The sequence below is a fragment of the Mesorhizobium kowhaii genome, assembly GCF_042431665.1.
Lineage (GTDB): Bacteria > Pseudomonadota > Alphaproteobacteria > Rhizobiales > Rhizobiaceae > Mesorhizobium > Mesorhizobium kowhaii.
Genome location: NZ_JBHLYT010000013.1, coordinates 88,620 through 105,256, shown reverse-complemented (window position 1 = coordinate 105,256; position 16,637 = coordinate 88,620). Strand labels below are relative to the sequence as shown.

Genomic DNA, 16,637 nt, shown 5'->3' with positions numbered 1-16,637 from the left:
CTATTGCGGCCGCTTGCCCACCGCCAGCAGCAGCACGTTTTCCTGGCTGAACTGGTCCTTGTCGAGAATGCCGGAGATCTGGCCCTCATGCATGACGGCAATGCGGTCGGACACGCCGATCACCTCTTCCATGTCGCTGGAGATCATCAGCACGGCGACGCCGGCGTCAGCCAGCGCCCGCATCAGCCCGTAGATTTCCGCCTTGGCGCCGATGTCGATACCGCGCGTCGGCTCGTCGAGGATCATCACCTTCGGGTTCATGGCCAGCCACTTGCCGAGCACGACCTTCTGCTGGTTGCCGCCCGACAGCGTGCCGGTGCGCGTCTGCACCGAGGGCGCCCTGATGCCGAGATTGGTCTTCTGCTTCTCGGCGGTGGCGGTCTCGGCACTTGCCGAAACCAGCGAGCGCCGTGCATGCGCCGGCAAATTGGGCAGCGAGATATTCTGGGCGATCGACAGGTCGAGCAGGATGCCGGTCAGCTTGCGATCCTCTGGCACGAGAAAGATGCCGTGGGCGACGGCATCCGCTGCAGAGCCCAGAACAAGCGGCTTGCCGCCGAGTTCGAGCGCGCCGCCAAGGCTGCTGTCGATGCCGAAAAACACCCGTGCCAGCTCGGTGCGGCCGGAGCCGACAAGCCCGGCAAGACCGAGGATTTCGCCGCGCCTGACGTCGAGATCGACCGGCCGGCCGGGATAGGCAGGGGTGCGGACGGCCTTGGCCGACAGGGCGATGGCACCTGGCGCGCGCGCCGCCTCTGAGGCTTTCTCGCGCTCCTTCAGCATGCGGCCGATCATCAGCTTGACCATCTGGTCGTGGTTGATGGCGCTTTTCTGCAGCGTGCCGGCAAGCATGCCGTCCCGCAGCACCACGACGCGGTCGGCGACGCGCTCGACCTCATGCAGGCGGTGCGAAATAAAGATGACGCTGATGCCGTCGGCCTTCAGCGCCTTGATGACATCGAGCAATTTGTCGGTTTCGGCGAGCGGCAGGCTCGATGTCGGCTCGTCGAGGATGACCAGCCGCGCCTTGATCGACAGCGCCTTGGCGATCTCGACCATCTGCTGCTGGGCCAGCGACAAGGCGGCGACAGGCGTGTCGGCGGAGAAATTGGCGCCGACGCGCTTCAGCAGCGGCGCCACCATGGTGCGCAGCCGGGCGCGGTCGACGAGTTTCAGCGGGCCGGCGCGCAGCGGCTCGCGGCCGAAGAAGATGTTGGCGGCAACGTCGAGATTTTCGAACAGGTTGAGTTCCTGGTGGACGAAGGCGATGCCGGAACCGAGACTGGCTTCGACGGTGAGCCCATCATGCGCGATGCCGTCGACGGTGACGGTACCGGTGTCGGGCGTGGTGACGCCGCCGAGGATTTTCATCAATGTCGATTTGCCAGCGCCGTTCTCGCCGACGAGGCCGATGACCTCGCCCGGCCTGACCTCCATGGAGAAGCCATCGAGCGCCACGACGCCCGGATAGGTCTTGCGCACGTTCTCGAGGCTGAGGAACGGGGTGGACGCCGTTATGGATGTGTCGGAATAATTCATCATGCCTGACAGCAGCCGGTGGGCTACAGACTGACGGGCCTTCGCCGGCCCGTCAATACGATCGCCGGCTCAAGGCGAACCCTGAGCCGGCGTAACTGCTTTGTCTCAGTTTCCGGACATCGCCTTCAGATTGGCGGCATAGGCGTCGACGTCATCCTTGCCGATGATCTTGGTCGGGATGATGATGAGGCCGCCGGCCGGGATACCCGACTTGTCGCCCTTGAGATAGGAAGCCATCAGCTTCATGCCCTGATAGGCCCATTCGAAGGGCTGCTGCACGACGGTGGCGGCAACGGTGCCTTCCTTGACGCCGCCCAGCGTGATCGGATCGTCATCGAAGCCGACGACGGTGATCGAGCCGAGCTTGCCGGCGTCGCGCAGCGCTTCATAGATGCGCGGCGTGTTGTAGGAATAGAAGCCGACCATGCAGGTGACATCGGGGCTGGCGACCAGCGCGTCCTCGACGTTCTTCTTGGCGCGCGCCTGGTCGATGTCGTCGCCGCGCACGTCAATGAGTTCGATCTTGGTGCCGGCGAGACCGTCCTTCATGCCCTGGATGCGTTCCTTGGCATTGTCGGCGCCGAGCAGGCCGACGAAGCCGAGGCACTTGCCGCCATTGGGCATCGCTTTCTTGGCGATCTCGGCCGCCTGCTTGCCGGCATCGACATTGGACGAGCCGATATAGGCGACGCGCTTGGTCTGCAGGGCGTCGCTGTCGGTGGTGAACAGCGCCGTTTCCGAGGCGATCTTGTTGAGACCATCGGTGGAGGTCTTCGGATCGACCGCCGAGACCATGATGCCCTTCACGCCGGCCGTCACCAGATCATCCATCAGCCGCTGCTGGATGGCGACCGAGGACTGCTCGGGATATTTAAGCTCCAGAGTGTAGTCCGGCAGTTCGCCTTGCGCCTTCTTGACGCCGGCTTCGGCGGCCTTCCAGAAGTCGGAAGCGCCGTTGACGACGAAGGCCAGCGTCGGCTTGTCGTCGGCGCGCGCGATGGCCGTCGCCGACAGGCCGAGCAGCAGCACAGCTGTGGCTACGGATGCATTTCGTATCAAGGATTTCATGTTCAACCTCCCGTTTGGCTCAGTCGTTCGACTGGCCGATCTTGCACTGACCTGATTTTGCCGTTTGCAGCTTGGACGCCCTCCTCCTCAAAGGGTTCCTGGCACCGAAAGAATGGCGTCGTTCCAGCCACGATCGTGGACTTTAGAGACTCATCCATCATTCGTAAATAGTCCGATTTGTCTGACATATCATTTGTCCGAGACAAAGTTTGCGGAGGTAGGATCCGCTCGCCATCGGGCTGTTCACGCACACTCCCGCCGCTCCCAACCAAGCGGGCCGGACGCGACGGATTGACGGTACAGCGCATTCTTGTATTAGTAAACAGTATTAGTTCCGAGGCGATATCTCAGGGCATATTGCGGTTTCGTGGCGTGCCAGCCGGCGAGCCTATGCGTTGGCTGCGTCCAAGCCGAGCCTTGTGGCTTTTGAGTTTCGGACTGCGGTAACGGCGTGGTGGATGGACCACGCGGTCACTAATAGATATAAATGGCGATGACGACTTCTATAAATCGATAATATCACGCCATCTTGTCGGCCTGACCGGCTGCCGCTAGACAGGCCTAGGATTGGGGATGCCATGAGCGAGACGACGGATCCGGAAGCCCTCGATACGGCGCGGCGACGCAAGCCGCCGGCGAAGAGCGCCAGGGGTCGCGTCACCATGACCGACATCGCCAGGGCCGCCGGCTGCTCGCAGGCGACCGTTTCCTTCGTGCTCAACAATTCGCCCGGCATCAAGCTGTCACAGCAGACGCGCGAACGGGTGATCGAGGCCGCGCGCGCGCTCGGCTATTCGCCACCGGCCTTCTCGGCATTGCAGAAGCCATTGCCGGCGTTCGAGGGGCTGGACGGGGTGATCGGCTTCGCCGTCGATCAGCTTGCCACCAGCCCCGAAGCCGTCGTCGCCATCGAGGGCGCGCGGCAGGCCTCGTGGAATGCCGGCAACGTGCTTCTGGTGGCGCAAACGCTGGGCGATTCCGTCATGGAGCCGCGCGCCATCGCGGCGCTGACCAAGCGGGGCATTTCGGCGCTGATCTACATGACCATCTTCACCCGCGAGATTGTCGCACCCGATTATCTCTACGGCCTCGACATCCCGGTGATCCTGCTCAATTGCTACACGGCCGACTATGCCTTCCCGGCCGTGGTGCCGAGCGAGATCGCCGGCGGCCAGAGCTCCACCCGCCACCTGACCAGCCACGGCCACCGCCGCATCGCCACCATCACCGGCGAACCCTGGATGCAGGCGGCACAGGACCGGCTGAAGGGCTATCGCCGGGCGCTCGCCACCGCCGACATCCCGTTCGATCCGGAGCTGGTGGTCGAGGGCGACTGGTCGGCCAGCGCCGGCTATGCCGCGACCGTCAAACTGCTGGCGCTGAAGGACCGACCGACCGCCATCTTCTGCCAGAACGACCGCACCGCGATCGGCTGCTACGAGGCGCTTAAGGAAGCCGGCCTGCACATCCCGCAGGACATTTCCGTCGTCGGCTACGACGATGAGGAAATCGCCCGTCACCTGTTCCCGCCGCTGACGACCTCGATCCTGCCGCATATGGCGATGGGCCAATGGGCGATCGAACAACTCGAAGCGCCGGCGGCGCCTGGGCGGGGACGCTATCCGATCACCAAGCTGGAGTGCCCGCTGGTGGAACGGGAGAGCGTGCGGGCTGTGGCGGCCGTGTCCTAAAGCGCGTCGCGTTTGAAGAGATGTCGCGTTTTGAAGAGATTCGGGCGACGCGCTTTAGGTCCTCCATTGTCGATGGGGCCTTCGCTGCCTGGTTTCCGCTGAAGTCCGGTTAACTGTCCGCGACATGCAAAAGTCCGCCCAGAAATAGTCAAATGCTGCGAATTGACCGCCGGTAAGCCACGGCCTAGCGTCCGCCGCGGTTGGGTGTGGGTTGCCTCAAGAATTTGGTGCTTGAAACGGATGCGCGTGTCCTCGGCGCGGCATTCGGGCGGACAGGTGTGTCCAGCCGACAGGCTCCGGCAGGGCGCGAGGGTGGATGACGCTTGAACGGCATGCTTTTTCGAATGGCGGGGCGCGACCCCTCGCGCGCCTTTGGCCCAAGAGGCGACGTGTTGGCGCGTTCGCATGGCCGACTGGGGTCGGCGGCTAAACCCACCAGATCAATTTTCGCGGCGAACCTCGCCATCGCCGTCAGGCCTTGGTGCGAGCGCTAACGAGGGACGACCATGACCACTTACACGATCTCCGACCAGGCCACCCTCAACGCTGCGATCACCGCCATCGCAGGCCGCGCCGGGACAGATATCTTCAATTTCACCTCCGACGTCACGCTGAGCGGAAACATGACGCCGCTGTTTCTCACGGCCGGCGAAAACCTGACGATCAACGGCAACGGCCACATGATTGACGGCGTCAACACCTCTGGCGGCTTCGTCATCGCCGGCAACGGCACGCTGAGCGCCGACCAGTTCGTCGCCAACGCATCGGGCACCGCCACCGATGCCAACCAGCACATCATCTACGAGACCGACACCGGCTGGCTCTACTATGACAGCAACAGCGATGCCGCGGGCGGCTCGAAGCATTTCGCCACGCTGGCGGCAAACCTGGTGGTGACCAACGCGGATTTTGTGGTGGTGTGAGGGGAGGCGAGAGGCCGGCATCGGAGGGGGCTGGGATGTGGGGCTGGTGCCCGTCCTTCCCGGACTCGGTACGGACACGCAACCACCGATACCGACGTTCACTGATCGTGACGATTTGACAGCACCAAGCCGCGTGGCATGCGGCGCGGCGCAAGAGACTACGGTCCGCCCCCTGACATAGCCCGGCCGATGCAAAGTGACGTTCGTCGCCGCGTCCATCGCTGCGGCTACATTCGTCATGGCAAGGCCCTTAACAGTCATCCACACAAAAACTAGCGGTTGGAGAAAATACTCAAGTCGGGTTGGGGGCTATTTTTCTACCCACCAACGCGGTTTGTCGCTGGTACCACCGCTGATCCCAGGGAAGGACCATACCCCATGAACATCAAAGCTATATGTCTCGGTGCCGCAATTGCGCTTTCCTCGTCTGGCGGCATTGCACTTGCCGGCGCGCTGAATGAGCCGGACACTATGGAGCCGTTCTTTACGGATGCCAGCATGAAAACCATGAAGCCGCTGGAGGAATTCAAGGTCGTATTCATGGCCATGCCTGCCGAAAAGCGAGAACAGATGAAGAAGGAGTGCGCGGACATGAGGCAGCCATTCACCGCCTTCTGCGCGAATGTGAATACGCTCGGTGGCCATAACTAAGACCTGGTCAGTCACGCGCAACACCGGCCGCCGCGGCGTGGAAGACCAAGCCGAGTTGGGACATCGTCGCCGGCAACGACTAGATCATTAATCCCGACCTCGAGCGCTTCCACCATGAGCGCGCCAAGGCACCCTTCATCGTCGTGCCAGGTGTCGACCACTCGGTCTACGAAGCTCATCCCGTGCAGGTTGCCGCCCTCATCGAGGAGGCCGCCCACAAGGCCGGCGAGGCGACCGAATGGAAAATCGCAAGCCGTCGCGCGAAGGCGCGGCGGCTTCCTTCCCGGCGCACGAGGTTCGTCCATGAATGCCCGATCGAGCTGTCCATCGCAACGCGCTTGGGATACGGCCCGACAATCGCGCGAGCAGCGCCTGGCCGCCGCCGCCCGCTACGCCAGGGGCAAGCTGGTCTCCCACGAGGACGCGACAAAGCTGCTGGAGGCGGTGGTCCGTGCCGGGGACCGGGTCTGCCTCGAAGGCGATAACCAGAAGCAGGCCGACTTCCTCGCCGCCCGGCTCGCCGAGGTCGACCCCGCGGTGGTGAAGGACCTGCACATCGTGCAGTCGGGCGTGGTGCTGGCCGAGCACCTCGACCTGTTCGAGGCCGGCATCGCGAAGAGGCTCGACTTCTCCTATTCCGGCCCGCAGGGAGCCGCGATCGCGCGCATGCTCAAGGCCGGCAAGATCGAACTCGGCGCGGTTCATACCTATCTCGAGCTGTTCTCGCGCTACTTCGTCGATCTGACCCCGCATGTCGCGCTCACCGTGGCGCGCTGTGCGGATCGCGAGGGCAATCTCTATATGGGCCCGAACACCGAGGATTCGCCCGTCGTTATCGAGGCGACCGCCTTCAAGCAAGGCATCGTCATTGCGCAGGTCAACGAGTTGGTCGACAAGGTGCCGCGCGTCGACGTGCCGGGCGACCGGGTCGATTTCGTCGTGGCGGCACCGTCGAACTTCTATGTCGAGCCGCTGTTCACCCGCGACCCGGCGCAGATCACCGAGACGCAGATCCTCAGTGCCATGCTGGCGATCAAGGGCATCTACGAACCCTATGGCGTGAAGCGGCTGAACCACGGCATCGGCTTTAATACTGCCGCCATCGAGCTGATCCTGCCGACCTATGCCGAGCGGCTCGGCCTGAAGGGCAGGATCGCGACCCATTTCGCGCTGAACCCGCACCCGACCCTGATCCCGGCCATCGAGAGCGGCTGGGTCGAACAGGTCTACTGCTTCGGCTCGGAAGTAGGCATGGACGACTACATGCGCGCTCGGCCGGACATATTCTTCACCGGCCGCGACGGCTCCATGGCCTCGAACCGCATGTACTGCCAGTCTGCGGGGCTCTACGCCACCGATCTGTTCATCGGCTCTACCCTGCAGATTGACCTCGCCGGCAATTCCTCGACCTTCACAAAGGACCGCATCGCTGGCTTCGGCGGCGCGCCGAACATGGGCTCCGATCCGCGCGGCCGCCGCCATGCGAGCGATGCCTGGCTGAAGGCGGGCCGCGAGGCCGCGGGCGAAACGACGTGCCTGCCGCGCGGGCGAAAACTCGTGGTGCAGATCGTCGAGACCTTCGGCGAGAAGCTCAGCCCGACCTTCGTCGAGAGCCTCGACAGCATCGAACTGGCGAAGTCGCTCGATCTCGCTCTCCCCCCGGTGATGATCTACGGCGACGACGTCAGCCACATCGTGACGGAGGAAGGCATCGCCAATCTCCTGCTCTGCCGCACGCCCGCCGAGCGCGAGCAGGCGATCCGGGGCGTCGCCGGCTACACGGATGTCGGCCGCGCTCGCGACGCCAGGGCTGTGGAGGAACTGCGCGCCCGCAAGGTGATCCAGCGCCCCGAGGATCTCGGCATCAACCCTCTCGACGCCAACAGGAGCCTTCTGGCCGCCCGCTCCATCAAGGAGCTGATGCGCTGGTCGGGTAATCTCTACGATCCGCCCCGCAAGTTCCGCAACTGGTGAGACCGCAGCCCATGGAAAACCTCAAGCTCCGCTTCACGACACGCGGCCCGGCCCCCGGCACGGCGCGCTCGACGATCGTCGGCGTCGTCTCGTCCGGCAATCTCGAGGTCCTGCTGGAGCGCGTGCTCGCACAGAACGAGTGCGCCGTGGAGATCGCCACGCCGGTGCGCGGCTATGACGAGGTGTGGAAGGCCGTCGTCGCCGATTTCGTCGAGCGCGCTTCGCCGGGTGGCATGCGCATCTCGATCAACGACGGCGGAGCCCGGCCGGACACGGTCGCGCTCCGTCTCATGCAGGGCGTGCGGACCATGGAGGCGGGCGATGAGTGAGACCGGCGGTCCCTTCGCCGCGTCCGCGAGCTGGTTCCTTTCCACCGCGCGAGAGCGCCTCGCGAAACTGCTCGACGCGGGCAGCTTCTCGGAGTTCGTGCCGTCGTCGGAACGCGCGCAGAGCCCGCATCTTGCCTCGTTCGACCTGCCCGCCGCCTTCGACGATGGCATGATCGTCGGTGCGGGCGCCTCGACGAGAAGAGCGTGCTGGTTGCCGCGCAGGAGGGCCAGTTCATGGGCGGAACCTTCGCCGAGGTGAGCGGCGCTAAGCTGCTCGGCCTGATCCGCGCCGCGCGTGATGACGAGAAGCTGCCGCGCACTATCCTCCTGCTGCTCGACAGCGGTGGAGTGCGGCTGCAGGAAGCCAATGCCGGCGAACTCGCCGTCGCCGAGGTGATGCGGGCCATCGTCGAGGCACGCGCCGCCGGCGTGGCGGTCATCGCCCTTGTCGGCGGACGCGCCGGCGCGTTCGGCGGCGCTGGGCTCATCGCGGCGACCTGCTCGGCGATCGTGATCTCTGAACAGGGACGTACCGGCGTGACGGGGCCGGAGGTCATCGAGACCAACAAGGGCGTCGAGGAGTTCGACTCGCAGGACAAGGCGCTGGTCTGGAGCGTCACCGGCGGTCGCACGAGGCGCCTTATCGGTGGCGCCGACGGCTATGCCGAGGACACGGTGGCGAGCTTCCGCGAGGCCACCCTCGCGCTCATAGACAAAGCGCGCCCCTTCGATCTCGCCACGCTTCGCGCCGAGCTGGCACGTTTGGCCGGGCGGGTCGGACGGCTCGGCGGCTGCGACAGCGCGGCCGCTATGTGGAGTGCGCTCGGCGTCGCCGACCCGCGGTCGGCCGGAGACATGGACGACCCGGTGTTCGTCGCCCTCGTCGCGGATGTGAAGGGAGCCGGCGATGACGCTCGATGAGATACTGGCCGGCCTGTTCCCGTCCGGCCACGACGTCGTCGTCGGACCTGGCAAGCTGCTGCTCGGCACCGGCTGGCGCGTTGGCGGTCGTGCGGTCGAGGTGATCGGCATCGCGGAGGGCGAGCCGCTCGGCATCGACGGCGTCCTGCCGCTCGCCGAGCGGGTGCTCGACATCGCCGCCGCCGGCGGGAACGCGCCGATACTCGTCGTCGTCGACACGCAGGGCCAGCGCATGGCGCGGCGCGACGAGATGTTGGGACTCAACGAATATCTCGCCCATCTGGCGAAATGCCTGCTGCTGGCGAGCCGCAGCGGTCATGCCACCATCGGGCTTAACTACGGCAGGGCAGCAGCCGGCGCGTTCCTCGCCACCGGGCTCGCCACCGACGTCCTCGTCGCCCTCCCCTGGGCCGAGCCGGCGGTGATGGACCTGCCCTCCATGGCGCGCGTGACCAAGCTGCCGCAGGAGAAGCTCGAGGCCCTGTCGAAGACCACCTCGGTCTTCGCGCCGGGGTTGGATTCGATGACCAAGGTCGGCGCGATCGCGCAGGTCTGGGACCCCGCGAAGCCGCTCGACGTCCAGATCGAGGCGATGCTCGCGACCATCCCGGCGCACGATGTGCGTGACGCACTGGGTGCCGAGCGCGGCGGGCGGCTCCTCGCCGCCGGCATCGCCCAGCGCGTGGCGGACCAGGCGGGCGGATATCGCCGTGCATAGCCGCCACCAACTCCTGCGCATCCGGCCGGAGGCATGGTCGGGCGTGCTCGACCGCGCCCCCGGCGTCTCGGAGTTCGCGGGCAATGAGCGGGAGCTTCTCGCCGGCTGGGCGGAGCGTGGCTGGCCGGTGATCGCGCGCCGTCCGGCGCCGGGCGAGACGCGCGGTATCGCGGTCGGCCTGCCCATGCCCCCCGCGCTCGGCAAGCGGCGCGTCGGTCTCACAGTCCCGGTCCCGGCCGTCGCGCGGACGCTGCCCCAGGTCGCACTGGAGGAGGCCGCCGCATCGGCGGCGCCCAGGCTGCGGCCCCAGATCGACGCCGTCCTCGCGCTCGGGCGGCGCCTGGCGCTGCGGCCGGCCGTGTTCGGTGCGCTGCTCTGGCAGCACCTGACCGGACTTTCCTATCTGCGGCCCGCCTCCGACCTCGACCTGCTCTGGCTGGCACCGGACCGCGACATCCAACCCGATCTGCTGGCCGGACTCGCGCGGATCGACAAGCACGGCCCCGTCCGGCTCGACGGCGAGGTCCTGTTCTCCGGCGGGGCCGGGGTGAACTGGCGCGAGCTCCATGCCGAAATCGGCCGGCCCGCAGGCGCGGTCCTTGTGAAATCCATGAAGGGAACGGAACTGAGATGCGCGCGCACCCTCTTCGCCTGACCGCTCCCGCCACTGGCCCGGCCGGCCCCGAGCCGGTTCGCGAGGCCGCCTTCGCGTGGATCGGCGAGGCGGCGGCGCAGGCGCTGACCGACGAGCTGGAAACCTGGCCAAAGCCCGGCCTCGTCAGCCTCGTCGATGCCGGCAGCCATGATAACATGGATGCTGGCACCTTCCGGCACAGCATCGCCGCGCTTCGGCCGTTCTACGTCGAACTCGCGCGGGCCGGTGCGGCAGGCGCGGGCATGGACGCGCTACGGTGGACGGGGCTGCGGGCGGAAGCGGCCATGCTAGCCGCGACCGGCGGGGTGAATACTCATCGGGGCGCCATCTTCGCGCTCGGCCTCCTCTGCGCCGCAGCGGGAGCAACCCTTGTGGAATGCGCAGCCGGCCTGACGGCGGCGCGGCTCACCTCCATGGTCCGCGACAGGTGGGCCGCAGCGATCCTGCGCGGCCCGATTCCATTGAACAGTCATGGCAGCGGCGCGCTACGCCGGTTCGGTGCCGGTGGCGCGCGTACCGAGGCCGCGAACGGCTTCCCGCACGCCGTGCGGGTCGGACTGCCTGCCCTTCACGCCGGGCGGAGCCTTTCCGGGAATGAGGTGGCCGCGCGCGTGCACGCTTTCTTCGCGCTGCTGGCGACGATGGAGGACACCAACCTGCTGCATCGCGGCGGCGCAGAGGGCCTCGGGGATGCCCGCGAGGCGGCGCGCGACTTCCTCCTCGCCGGCGGCGTCGGCCGGTCGGACTGGCTCATCCATGCCGTCGCGGTGCATCACTGGTTCGTCGCGCGGCGCCTCAGCCCGGGCGGCTCGGCCGACCTGCTGGCCGCGACGATCTTCCTCGATCGCCTCGGGAACGGGCCGTGAGCAGCACTGCCATATTGTGCTCGGGCCAAGGCCGCCAGAGCCCGGAGATGTTCGACCTCGTCGCCTTCGAGCCAGCGGCGGCGGCGGTCTTTGCCGCGGCCGCCCGAGCGCTCGGCGGGCGGGACGCGCGCGACCTCGTGCGGGAGGGCGGCGGCATCATCCAACGCAACGACGTCGCCCAGGTGCTGTGCTGCACGGCGGCGCTGGCCACCTGGGCCGTTATCGGGCCATCAACTCCACGCCCGCTGATCATCGCCGGCTACAGCGCGGGCGAAGTGCCAGCCTGGGCCGTCGCCGGCGTCATGGACGCGTCGATCGCCTTCGACCTCGTGGCGCGCCGCGCCGCGCTCATGGACGAGGCGACGCGCGAGCCCTCCGGGCTCGCCGCCATCGTCGGCTTGCCGCGCGATGTCGTCGACGGACTTTGCCGCGCCCATGGGCTCGACGTCGCCATCGTCAACGGTCCGCTGCACGTCATCGTCGGCGGGCGCGCGGCGGCGCTGCGGCGGGCACTCACGGACGCCGCGGCACGCGGCGCCACCCGCGCGACGATACTGCCGATCCACGTCGCCTCGCACACGCCGGCGCTTGAGGCCGCAGCCAGGCGGTTCGGCGGGCTGCTGAGGGAAACCATCGCGGACGCCCGTTTGCCGCGCGAGGTGCGGCTGATCAGCGGGATCGACGGGGCGCCGGTTCGCCGGTTCGCCGACGGTCTCGACAAGCTCGCTGCGCAGATCGCGACAACCATCGACTGGGCGGCCTGTATGGATGCCTGTTGCGCCTCCCGTCCCGCCTGCATGCTCGAACTCGGGCCTGGCGACGCTTTGGCGCGGATCATGGCCGAGTTCGAGCCCGGGATACCAGCACGCAGCGCCGCGGATTTCCGCTCCGTCGCTGGCGTAAGCTGTTGGATGGAAGCGGCCGCCTGAACGCCCACACGGATAATGGAACCGAACCGCTCACGAGGAAAACAATGACCGAGACCATTCTCTACGCGACCAAGGTCACCGCAACCGGCGGCCGCAAGGGCGCGATCCGCAGCGAGGACGGCATACTCGACCTCAAGCTCGCCGTTCCCAAGGAACTGGGCGGCATGGGCGGAGCCACCAACCCCGAGCAACTCTTCGCCGGTGGCTACGCCGCCTGTTTCGAGAACGCGCTGCTGCGGGTGGCGCGCCAGTCCGGTCATCGCTTCGCCGACGGCGATGTCGAGGTGGTCGCCGAGATAGGGCTCAGCCGCAACGTGGCCGATGCCTTCGTGCTGCACGCGACGCTCGCGGTCAGCATCGCCGGCGTCGACCAGGCGACCGCCGAGCAACTGGTGCGCGGCGCCGATGCCATCTGCCCCTATTCCAATGCGATCCGCGGGAACGTCGATGTCGCCAAGACGGTCGTCGCACGGTGACATCAATAGGATTGGACCAGCCAGTTCCCTCTAGAGGACCGGATGATGTCACCAGGCGGCGATCGAGGCGACGCTGGCGGCGTACTGGGTAAATGGGCGAAGGGCTGTCGCTGACGCTCGGAGCGCTCCGGCGGGCCTCTTCTTCATGTCGTTCGCGCCCGCCGCTGTGTTGCGGCACTACCGCGTCTCGAACTGGCCGCGGGCCAAGACGAGCGGGTCTCAACGCCTATCTACGCCACGTCGATCGATCGACCTTGTTCTGGCGGACGGGCGCCGACTTGTTCCGGACCGGCACCCGACTTGATCGCGGCCGACAAGGCATACCAAGGGATGTCTGGACCTAAATCAAGCGCTTAGTCTGATTGCCCTGCGTAGAATGTCGCCGCGAAATGCCGTCGGCTATCCAGTCCTGGTTGGCGACATACGAGAGACGCGCCTGACCCGGAAGGACAGCGATCATGAACGACAGCCTCTCACCGCTCGAAATCGCGCGAGCAATGGTGGATCTCGGCGCCGCCAAAGCCGCTCACCGCGTTCCTGATCTTTTGATCCGCGGCATGCTTTCCGGCGCGCTCCTCGCTTTCGCGACGAGTCTGGCCCTGCAGGGTGCGCTTCAGACAAATGTCGCGCTTGTCGGCGCTCTCATCTTCCCGGTGGGATTTGCCATCATCATCATCCTTGGCCTCGAACTCCTGACCGGGAATTTTGGACTGGTACCGCTGGCCGTCCTGGCTCACCGCACGACGGTCGGCCGGATGTTGGCCAACTGGTTCTGGGTTTTTGTCGGCAACATGCTCGGCTCGCTCGCCTTTGCCGGGCTGTTCTATGTCGTCCTGACCGATGTCGGCAATGTCGGGGCGGGTCCGCTCGGAGATCATCTGCGCGCGCTCGCCGAAGCGAAGACGATCGCCTATGAGCCGTATGGATATGATGGACTGGTGACCGGTTTCGTCAAGGCCATGCTCTGCAACTGGATGGTCTGCATCGGCGTCGTCATGGGAACGAGTTCGAAGTCCGTCGTCGGCAGGATCGTCGGATGCTGGTTGCCAATATTCGCCTTCTTCGCGCTCGGATTCGAGCACAGCGTCGTCAACATGTTCGTCATTCCCATGGGGATGATGCTCGGGGCCAAGATCAGCTTCGCAGACTGGTGGTACTGGAACCAGATACCCGTGACCCTGGGCAACATTGCTGGCGGATTCCTGTTCACGGGGCTTCCTCTCTATTGGACCTATCTGAGGGGCGGCGCAGAAAGCATGCCCGCCCCCGCAGCGAGGATGTCATTCGGCCCGGCCGAGTGATCGGGCCGGCACTCTCGCGAACACACCTCCTTCCTCAACATCGAGCCGCCCACATTGCATCGCGAAAGAATGTAGTCGTTTCGAAAAGAAGCCCTCTTTCGGGTCTGCCATAGTAGCGCAGACGGCACCCAGCCGCACAAGCATCGATTGGACGCAGCAAAAGCCAGGGAAGGCAGCCGCACATGCATCAGAGACCAGACATGCAGTCCCGAACTAGCGGATGGTTGCGGCTGTCTGGTTCGTGTCCGACCGGGTTCAGTCCGGATCACGAGTTGCAATCGCCGCCATTGCGCGCCGCCTGATGACCACGAACATGCGTTTTCGCTCGGCTGACGCTTCTTCGGCAAGCGTCGCGGCGGCCGAAATCGCCGACGAACGCAGGCGAGCGATCGTCGAGGAGATTCCACGGCTGCGCGGCTATGCGCGCGCGCTGCTGCGGGACCGCGATGCCGCCGACGACCTTGTGCAGGACAGCCTCGAACGGGCGCTGTCGAGGATGGCGAATTGGACGGCAGGCGATACGCCACGCCATTGGCTGCTCACGATCATGCACAATCTGTTCGTCGACCAGTTGCGGCGCGCCAAACGCCATGCCCAGGCGGTGACCATGATCTCAGAAACGATAGATGCGACCGCTACGTCGCCACAGGCGGACAGGCTCGTATCGGTGGACGTATTCTCGGCGCTTCAGCAGATCAATCCCGAACGGCGCGCAGCACTCGTGCTTGTCGCGGTCGAAGGCCTCTCCTACGACGATGCCAGGAAGGCGCTGGGCATTCCGGCGGGCACGCTGACGTCGCGGGTCGCCAGGGGCAGAGAGGAGTTGCGATCGATCCTCGAAGGTGTCTCGCGGCCAGGACAACCAGGGTGAGCGAAGGATGAACCGGCACCGTTTTCATGACGAGCCCAAGGCACCGGCCGTTCACGCCGGCGCGGCGTCAAAAGATTTTCGCACGATACTGGACGACGACTTTGCCATCGCTAGTGGTTTACGCTTCGAAGGCCCAACCGTTCTGCAATCCGTACCAGGTCGGGCAAGGTTCGGACCGCCATCTTCCGCATGAGATGCCCGCGATGGATCTTGACCGTAATTTCGCTGAGGCCCATCTCGCCCGCGATCTGCTTGTTCATCAAGCCCTTGGTCACGAAAAACATGACCTCCTTTTCGCGAGAAGTCAGTGTTTGGTACAGGGCTGATATCGTCGCCGCTTCCTGGTCGGATTCCCACCTTATGCGGTCGTTCTCGAGCGCGCCGAAGACCGCATCAAGCATGTCCTGGTCCCGGAACGGTTTGGTCAGAAAATCGATCGCCCCGGCTTTCATCGCGCGCACCGACATCGGGACATCGCCGTGTCCGGTCATGAAGACAATCGGCATCTGAATGTTCGACTTTGCAAGATGAGCCTGGAAATCGAGGCCGCTTACGCCGGGCAACCGGATATCGAGCACGAGGCAGCTTGGCGTTTCCGGCAGTTTGCCCTGCAGGAATTGGCTGGCGGAGGCGAACAGCTCGACATGCAGCCCCACGGATCTGAACAGACCGCTCAGGGCATCCCGGACAGCGTTGTCATCATCGATGACATAGACGGTCGACGCAAAAGCGGTCGACGCGGTTCGGCCTGGTTTGGAACCTGCTGTCACGATAGCGATACGCCTCTCACGATTCCTGCTGCGGAATGACACAGCGCCATCTTAGCATATTAATTTGGCAACGAGGCCCGCCAGGGCGAGACGTGGTCGCGACTGTCGGCAATGCCCGGGGAGATCGGACCGCTTCCGCGACGGTTCGTTCAAATACACAACACCGCCGATCCACCTACCGGCACAACTCATGCGTGCTGATGCTCCACAGTCGCGCCCTCTGCGCAGCGGTGCCAGACAGGCGATCACCGAAACCGGCCTGGAATTCAACCGCACAGGTTGGCGGCAATCTTTCCGGAACGAACGCAAATGCCGATTTGGAACGCACGCGACTTTGCTCCAAGAGCATGGAGGGTGGCAGCGCTCGGATCACCACGAAGAGGTCATTCCGGCTTGTTTTCGCGTGACCAGTTTAGCGCATCGGCGATGCACTGGATCATGGCGGCGGCGTCAAAAGGCTTGTAGAAGAAGCCTGCCGCCCCCGCAGCGAGCGCCTTTTGCCGGGTGCGTTCGTCAGGATAGGCCGTGATAAGGATCACCGGAACGGTGTGGCCACGTGCCAGGAGCAACGTCTGCAGTTCCAAACCGTTCATTCCCGGCATCTGCACATCGGTAATGACACAGCAGGCGTCGGCGAGCCGGGGCGAACGCAAGAGTTCCTCGCCCGAGGCAAACAGGTTCGCGACAAAGCCGAAGGAACGCATCAGATTCGCGATGGACGTGCGGACCGCCTCGTCGTCGTCAACAATGGCAACCATCGGAATTTTCGGCACCTCGGTGTCCCCCGGAGACTGTATCGCCCGGCGTCGCCGGGCGCGATGTCATCTCAGGACCAGCATACAGCGTGGGGCCAGGGCCGAAATTATACAGAGGTTTGAGCGAGCTGAGGTTCACAGGCAGCGATGCCGTGACCTGGCGACCGGTCGGAGAACCGCACGGCTACGCCAGGCGTCAC

Annotated in this window: 16 protein-coding genes and 1 pseudogene; 13 read left to right on the top strand and 4 right to left on the bottom strand. The window is 65.3% G+C overall.

Features of this window, described 5'->3' with window-relative positions; all coding sequences use genetic code 11:
• Window positions 1-1,539, bottom strand: coding sequence for a sugar ABC transporter ATP-binding protein (locus ACFFNA_RS12590; protein ID WP_378918860.1), 1,539 nt, complete (start codon window positions 1,537-1,539; stop codon window positions 1-3).
• 105 nt (window positions 1,540-1,644) lie between these two features.
• The gene (locus ACFFNA_RS12585) at window positions 1,645-2,607 is read right to left on the bottom strand and encodes a sugar-binding protein (protein ID WP_378918611.1); all 963 of its coding nucleotides are present in this window, start codon (window positions 2,605-2,607) and stop codon (window positions 1,645-1,647) included.
• Between the two features lie 578 nt (window positions 2,608-3,185).
• Between ACFFNA_RS12585 and ACFFNA_RS12580 the strand changes: the two genes are divergently transcribed.
• From ACFFNA_RS12580 to ACFFNA_RS12520, 13 genes and pseudogenes are all read left to right on the top strand, one after another.
• The gene (locus ACFFNA_RS12580; protein WP_378918609.1) at window positions 3,186-4,298 is read left to right on the top strand and encodes a LacI family DNA-binding transcriptional regulator; all 1,113 of its coding nucleotides are present in this window, start codon (window positions 3,186-3,188) and stop codon (window positions 4,296-4,298) included.
• A gap of 506 nt (window positions 4,299-4,804) precedes the next feature.
• On the top strand, window positions 4,805-5,221 hold the full coding sequence (locus ACFFNA_RS12575; protein ID WP_378918607.1) for a hypothetical protein: 417 nt from the start codon (window positions 4,805-4,807) through the stop codon (window positions 5,219-5,221).
• A gap of 378 nt (window positions 5,222-5,599) precedes the next feature.
• Window positions 5,600-5,872, top strand: coding sequence for a hypothetical protein (locus ACFFNA_RS12570; RefSeq protein ID WP_378918605.1), 273 nt, complete (start codon window positions 5,600-5,602; stop codon window positions 5,870-5,872).
• Window positions 5,873-6,175: 303 nt separating this feature from the next.
• On the top strand, window positions 6,176-7,846 hold the full coding sequence (gene mdcA / locus ACFFNA_RS12565) for a malonate decarboxylase subunit alpha (protein ID WP_378918603.1): 1,671 nt from the start codon (window positions 6,176-6,178) through the stop codon (window positions 7,844-7,846).
• A gap of 11 nt (window positions 7,847-7,857) precedes the next feature.
• Complete coding sequence (mdcC, locus tag ACFFNA_RS12560) at window positions 7,858-8,175, top strand: malonate decarboxylase acyl carrier protein (RefSeq protein ID WP_378918601.1); 318 nt, start codon at window positions 7,858-7,860, stop codon at window positions 8,173-8,175.
• A pseudogene (locus tag ACFFNA_RS12555) lies at window positions 8,168-9,096 on the top strand (biotin-independent malonate decarboxylase subunit beta). The gene mdcC and the pseudogene ACFFNA_RS12555 overlap by 8 nt, the downstream one beginning before the upstream one ends.
• Entirely contained in the window at window positions 9,083-9,814 is a 732-nt protein-coding gene (locus tag ACFFNA_RS12550; protein WP_378918599.1) for a biotin-independent malonate decarboxylase subunit gamma, read from the top strand. Before ACFFNA_RS12555 ends, ACFFNA_RS12550 begins: the two are co-directional and overlap by 14 nt.
• Window positions 9,807-10,469, top strand: a complete 663-nt coding sequence (mdcG, locus tag ACFFNA_RS12545) for a malonate decarboxylase holo-[acyl-carrier-protein] synthase (RefSeq protein WP_378918597.1) — start codon at window positions 9,807-9,809, stop codon at window positions 10,467-10,469. The genes ACFFNA_RS12550 and mdcG overlap by 8 nt, the downstream gene beginning before the upstream one ends.
• On the top strand, window positions 10,445-11,335 hold the full coding sequence (mdcB, locus tag ACFFNA_RS12540; protein ID WP_378918595.1) for a triphosphoribosyl-dephospho-CoA synthase MdcB: 891 nt from the start codon (window positions 10,445-10,447) through the stop codon (window positions 11,333-11,335). The genes mdcG and mdcB overlap by 25 nt, the downstream gene beginning before the upstream one ends.
• Window positions 11,332-12,264, top strand: a complete 933-nt coding sequence (locus ACFFNA_RS12535; protein WP_378918594.1) for an acyltransferase domain-containing protein — start codon at window positions 11,332-11,334, stop codon at window positions 12,262-12,264. The genes mdcB and ACFFNA_RS12535 overlap by 4 nt, the downstream gene beginning before the upstream one ends.
• Before the next feature lie 44 nt (window positions 12,265-12,308).
• Complete coding sequence (locus ACFFNA_RS12530; protein WP_378918592.1) at window positions 12,309-12,740, top strand: organic hydroperoxide resistance protein; 432 nt, start codon at window positions 12,309-12,311, stop codon at window positions 12,738-12,740.
• Between the two features lie 458 nt (window positions 12,741-13,198).
• The gene (locus ACFFNA_RS12525) at window positions 13,199-14,041 is read left to right on the top strand and encodes a formate/nitrite transporter family protein (protein WP_378918590.1); all 843 of its coding nucleotides are present in this window, start codon (window positions 13,199-13,201) and stop codon (window positions 14,039-14,041) included.
• Between the two features lie 313 nt (window positions 14,042-14,354).
• The gene (locus ACFFNA_RS12520) at window positions 14,355-14,912 is read left to right on the top strand and encodes a sigma-70 family RNA polymerase sigma factor (RefSeq protein ID WP_378918858.1); all 558 of its coding nucleotides are present in this window, start codon (window positions 14,355-14,357) and stop codon (window positions 14,910-14,912) included.
• Window positions 14,913-15,022: 110 nt separating this feature from the next.
• On the opposite strand, the gene ACFFNA_RS12515 is transcribed toward ACFFNA_RS12520, so the two are convergent.
• Together ACFFNA_RS12515 and ACFFNA_RS12510 are read right to left on the bottom strand one after the other, a co-directional pair.
• Window positions 15,023-15,682, bottom strand: coding sequence for a response regulator transcription factor (locus ACFFNA_RS12515; protein ID WP_378918856.1), 660 nt, complete (start codon window positions 15,680-15,682; stop codon window positions 15,023-15,025).
• 383 nt (window positions 15,683-16,065) lie between these two features.
• Window positions 16,066-16,455, bottom strand: a complete 390-nt coding sequence (locus ACFFNA_RS12510) for a response regulator transcription factor (protein ID WP_378918588.1) — start codon at window positions 16,453-16,455, stop codon at window positions 16,066-16,068.
• Window positions 16,456-16,637: the final 182 nt, after the last annotated feature.

Coding starts and splice junctions, on each gene's coding strand:
- ACFFNA_RS12550 (WP_378918599.1), top strand. CDS start 9,083: ATGACGCTCGATGAGATACTGGCCGGCCTGTTCCCGTCCGGCCACGAC.
- ACFFNA_RS12520 (WP_378918858.1), top strand. CDS start 14,355: ATGCGTTTTCGCTCGGCTGACGCTTCTTCGGCAAGCGTCGCGGCGGCC.
- ACFFNA_RS12585 (WP_378918611.1), bottom strand. CDS start 2,607: ATGAAATCCTTGATACGAAATGCATCCGTAGCCACAGCTGTGCTGCTG.
- ACFFNA_RS12530 (WP_378918592.1), top strand. CDS start 12,309: ATGACCGAGACCATTCTCTACGCGACCAAGGTCACCGCAACCGGCGGC.
- ACFFNA_RS12575 (WP_378918607.1), top strand. CDS start 4,805: ATGACCACTTACACGATCTCCGACCAGGCCACCCTCAACGCTGCGATC.
- mdcC (WP_378918601.1), top strand. CDS start 7,858: ATGGAAAACCTCAAGCTCCGCTTCACGACACGCGGCCCGGCCCCCGGC.
- mdcA (WP_378918603.1), top strand. CDS start 6,176: ATGAATGCCCGATCGAGCTGTCCATCGCAACGCGCTTGGGATACGGCC.
- ACFFNA_RS12590 (WP_378918860.1), bottom strand. CDS start 1,539: ATGAATTATTCCGACACATCCATAACGGCGTCCACCCCGTTCCTCAGC.
- mdcB (WP_378918595.1), top strand. CDS start 10,445: ATGCGCGCGCACCCTCTTCGCCTGACCGCTCCCGCCACTGGCCCGGCC.
- ACFFNA_RS12570 (WP_378918605.1), top strand. CDS start 5,600: ATGAACATCAAAGCTATATGTCTCGGTGCCGCAATTGCGCTTTCCTCG.
- ACFFNA_RS12525 (WP_378918590.1), top strand. CDS start 13,199: ATGAACGACAGCCTCTCACCGCTCGAAATCGCGCGAGCAATGGTGGAT.
- ACFFNA_RS12580 (WP_378918609.1), top strand. CDS start 3,186: ATGAGCGAGACGACGGATCCGGAAGCCCTCGATACGGCGCGGCGACGC.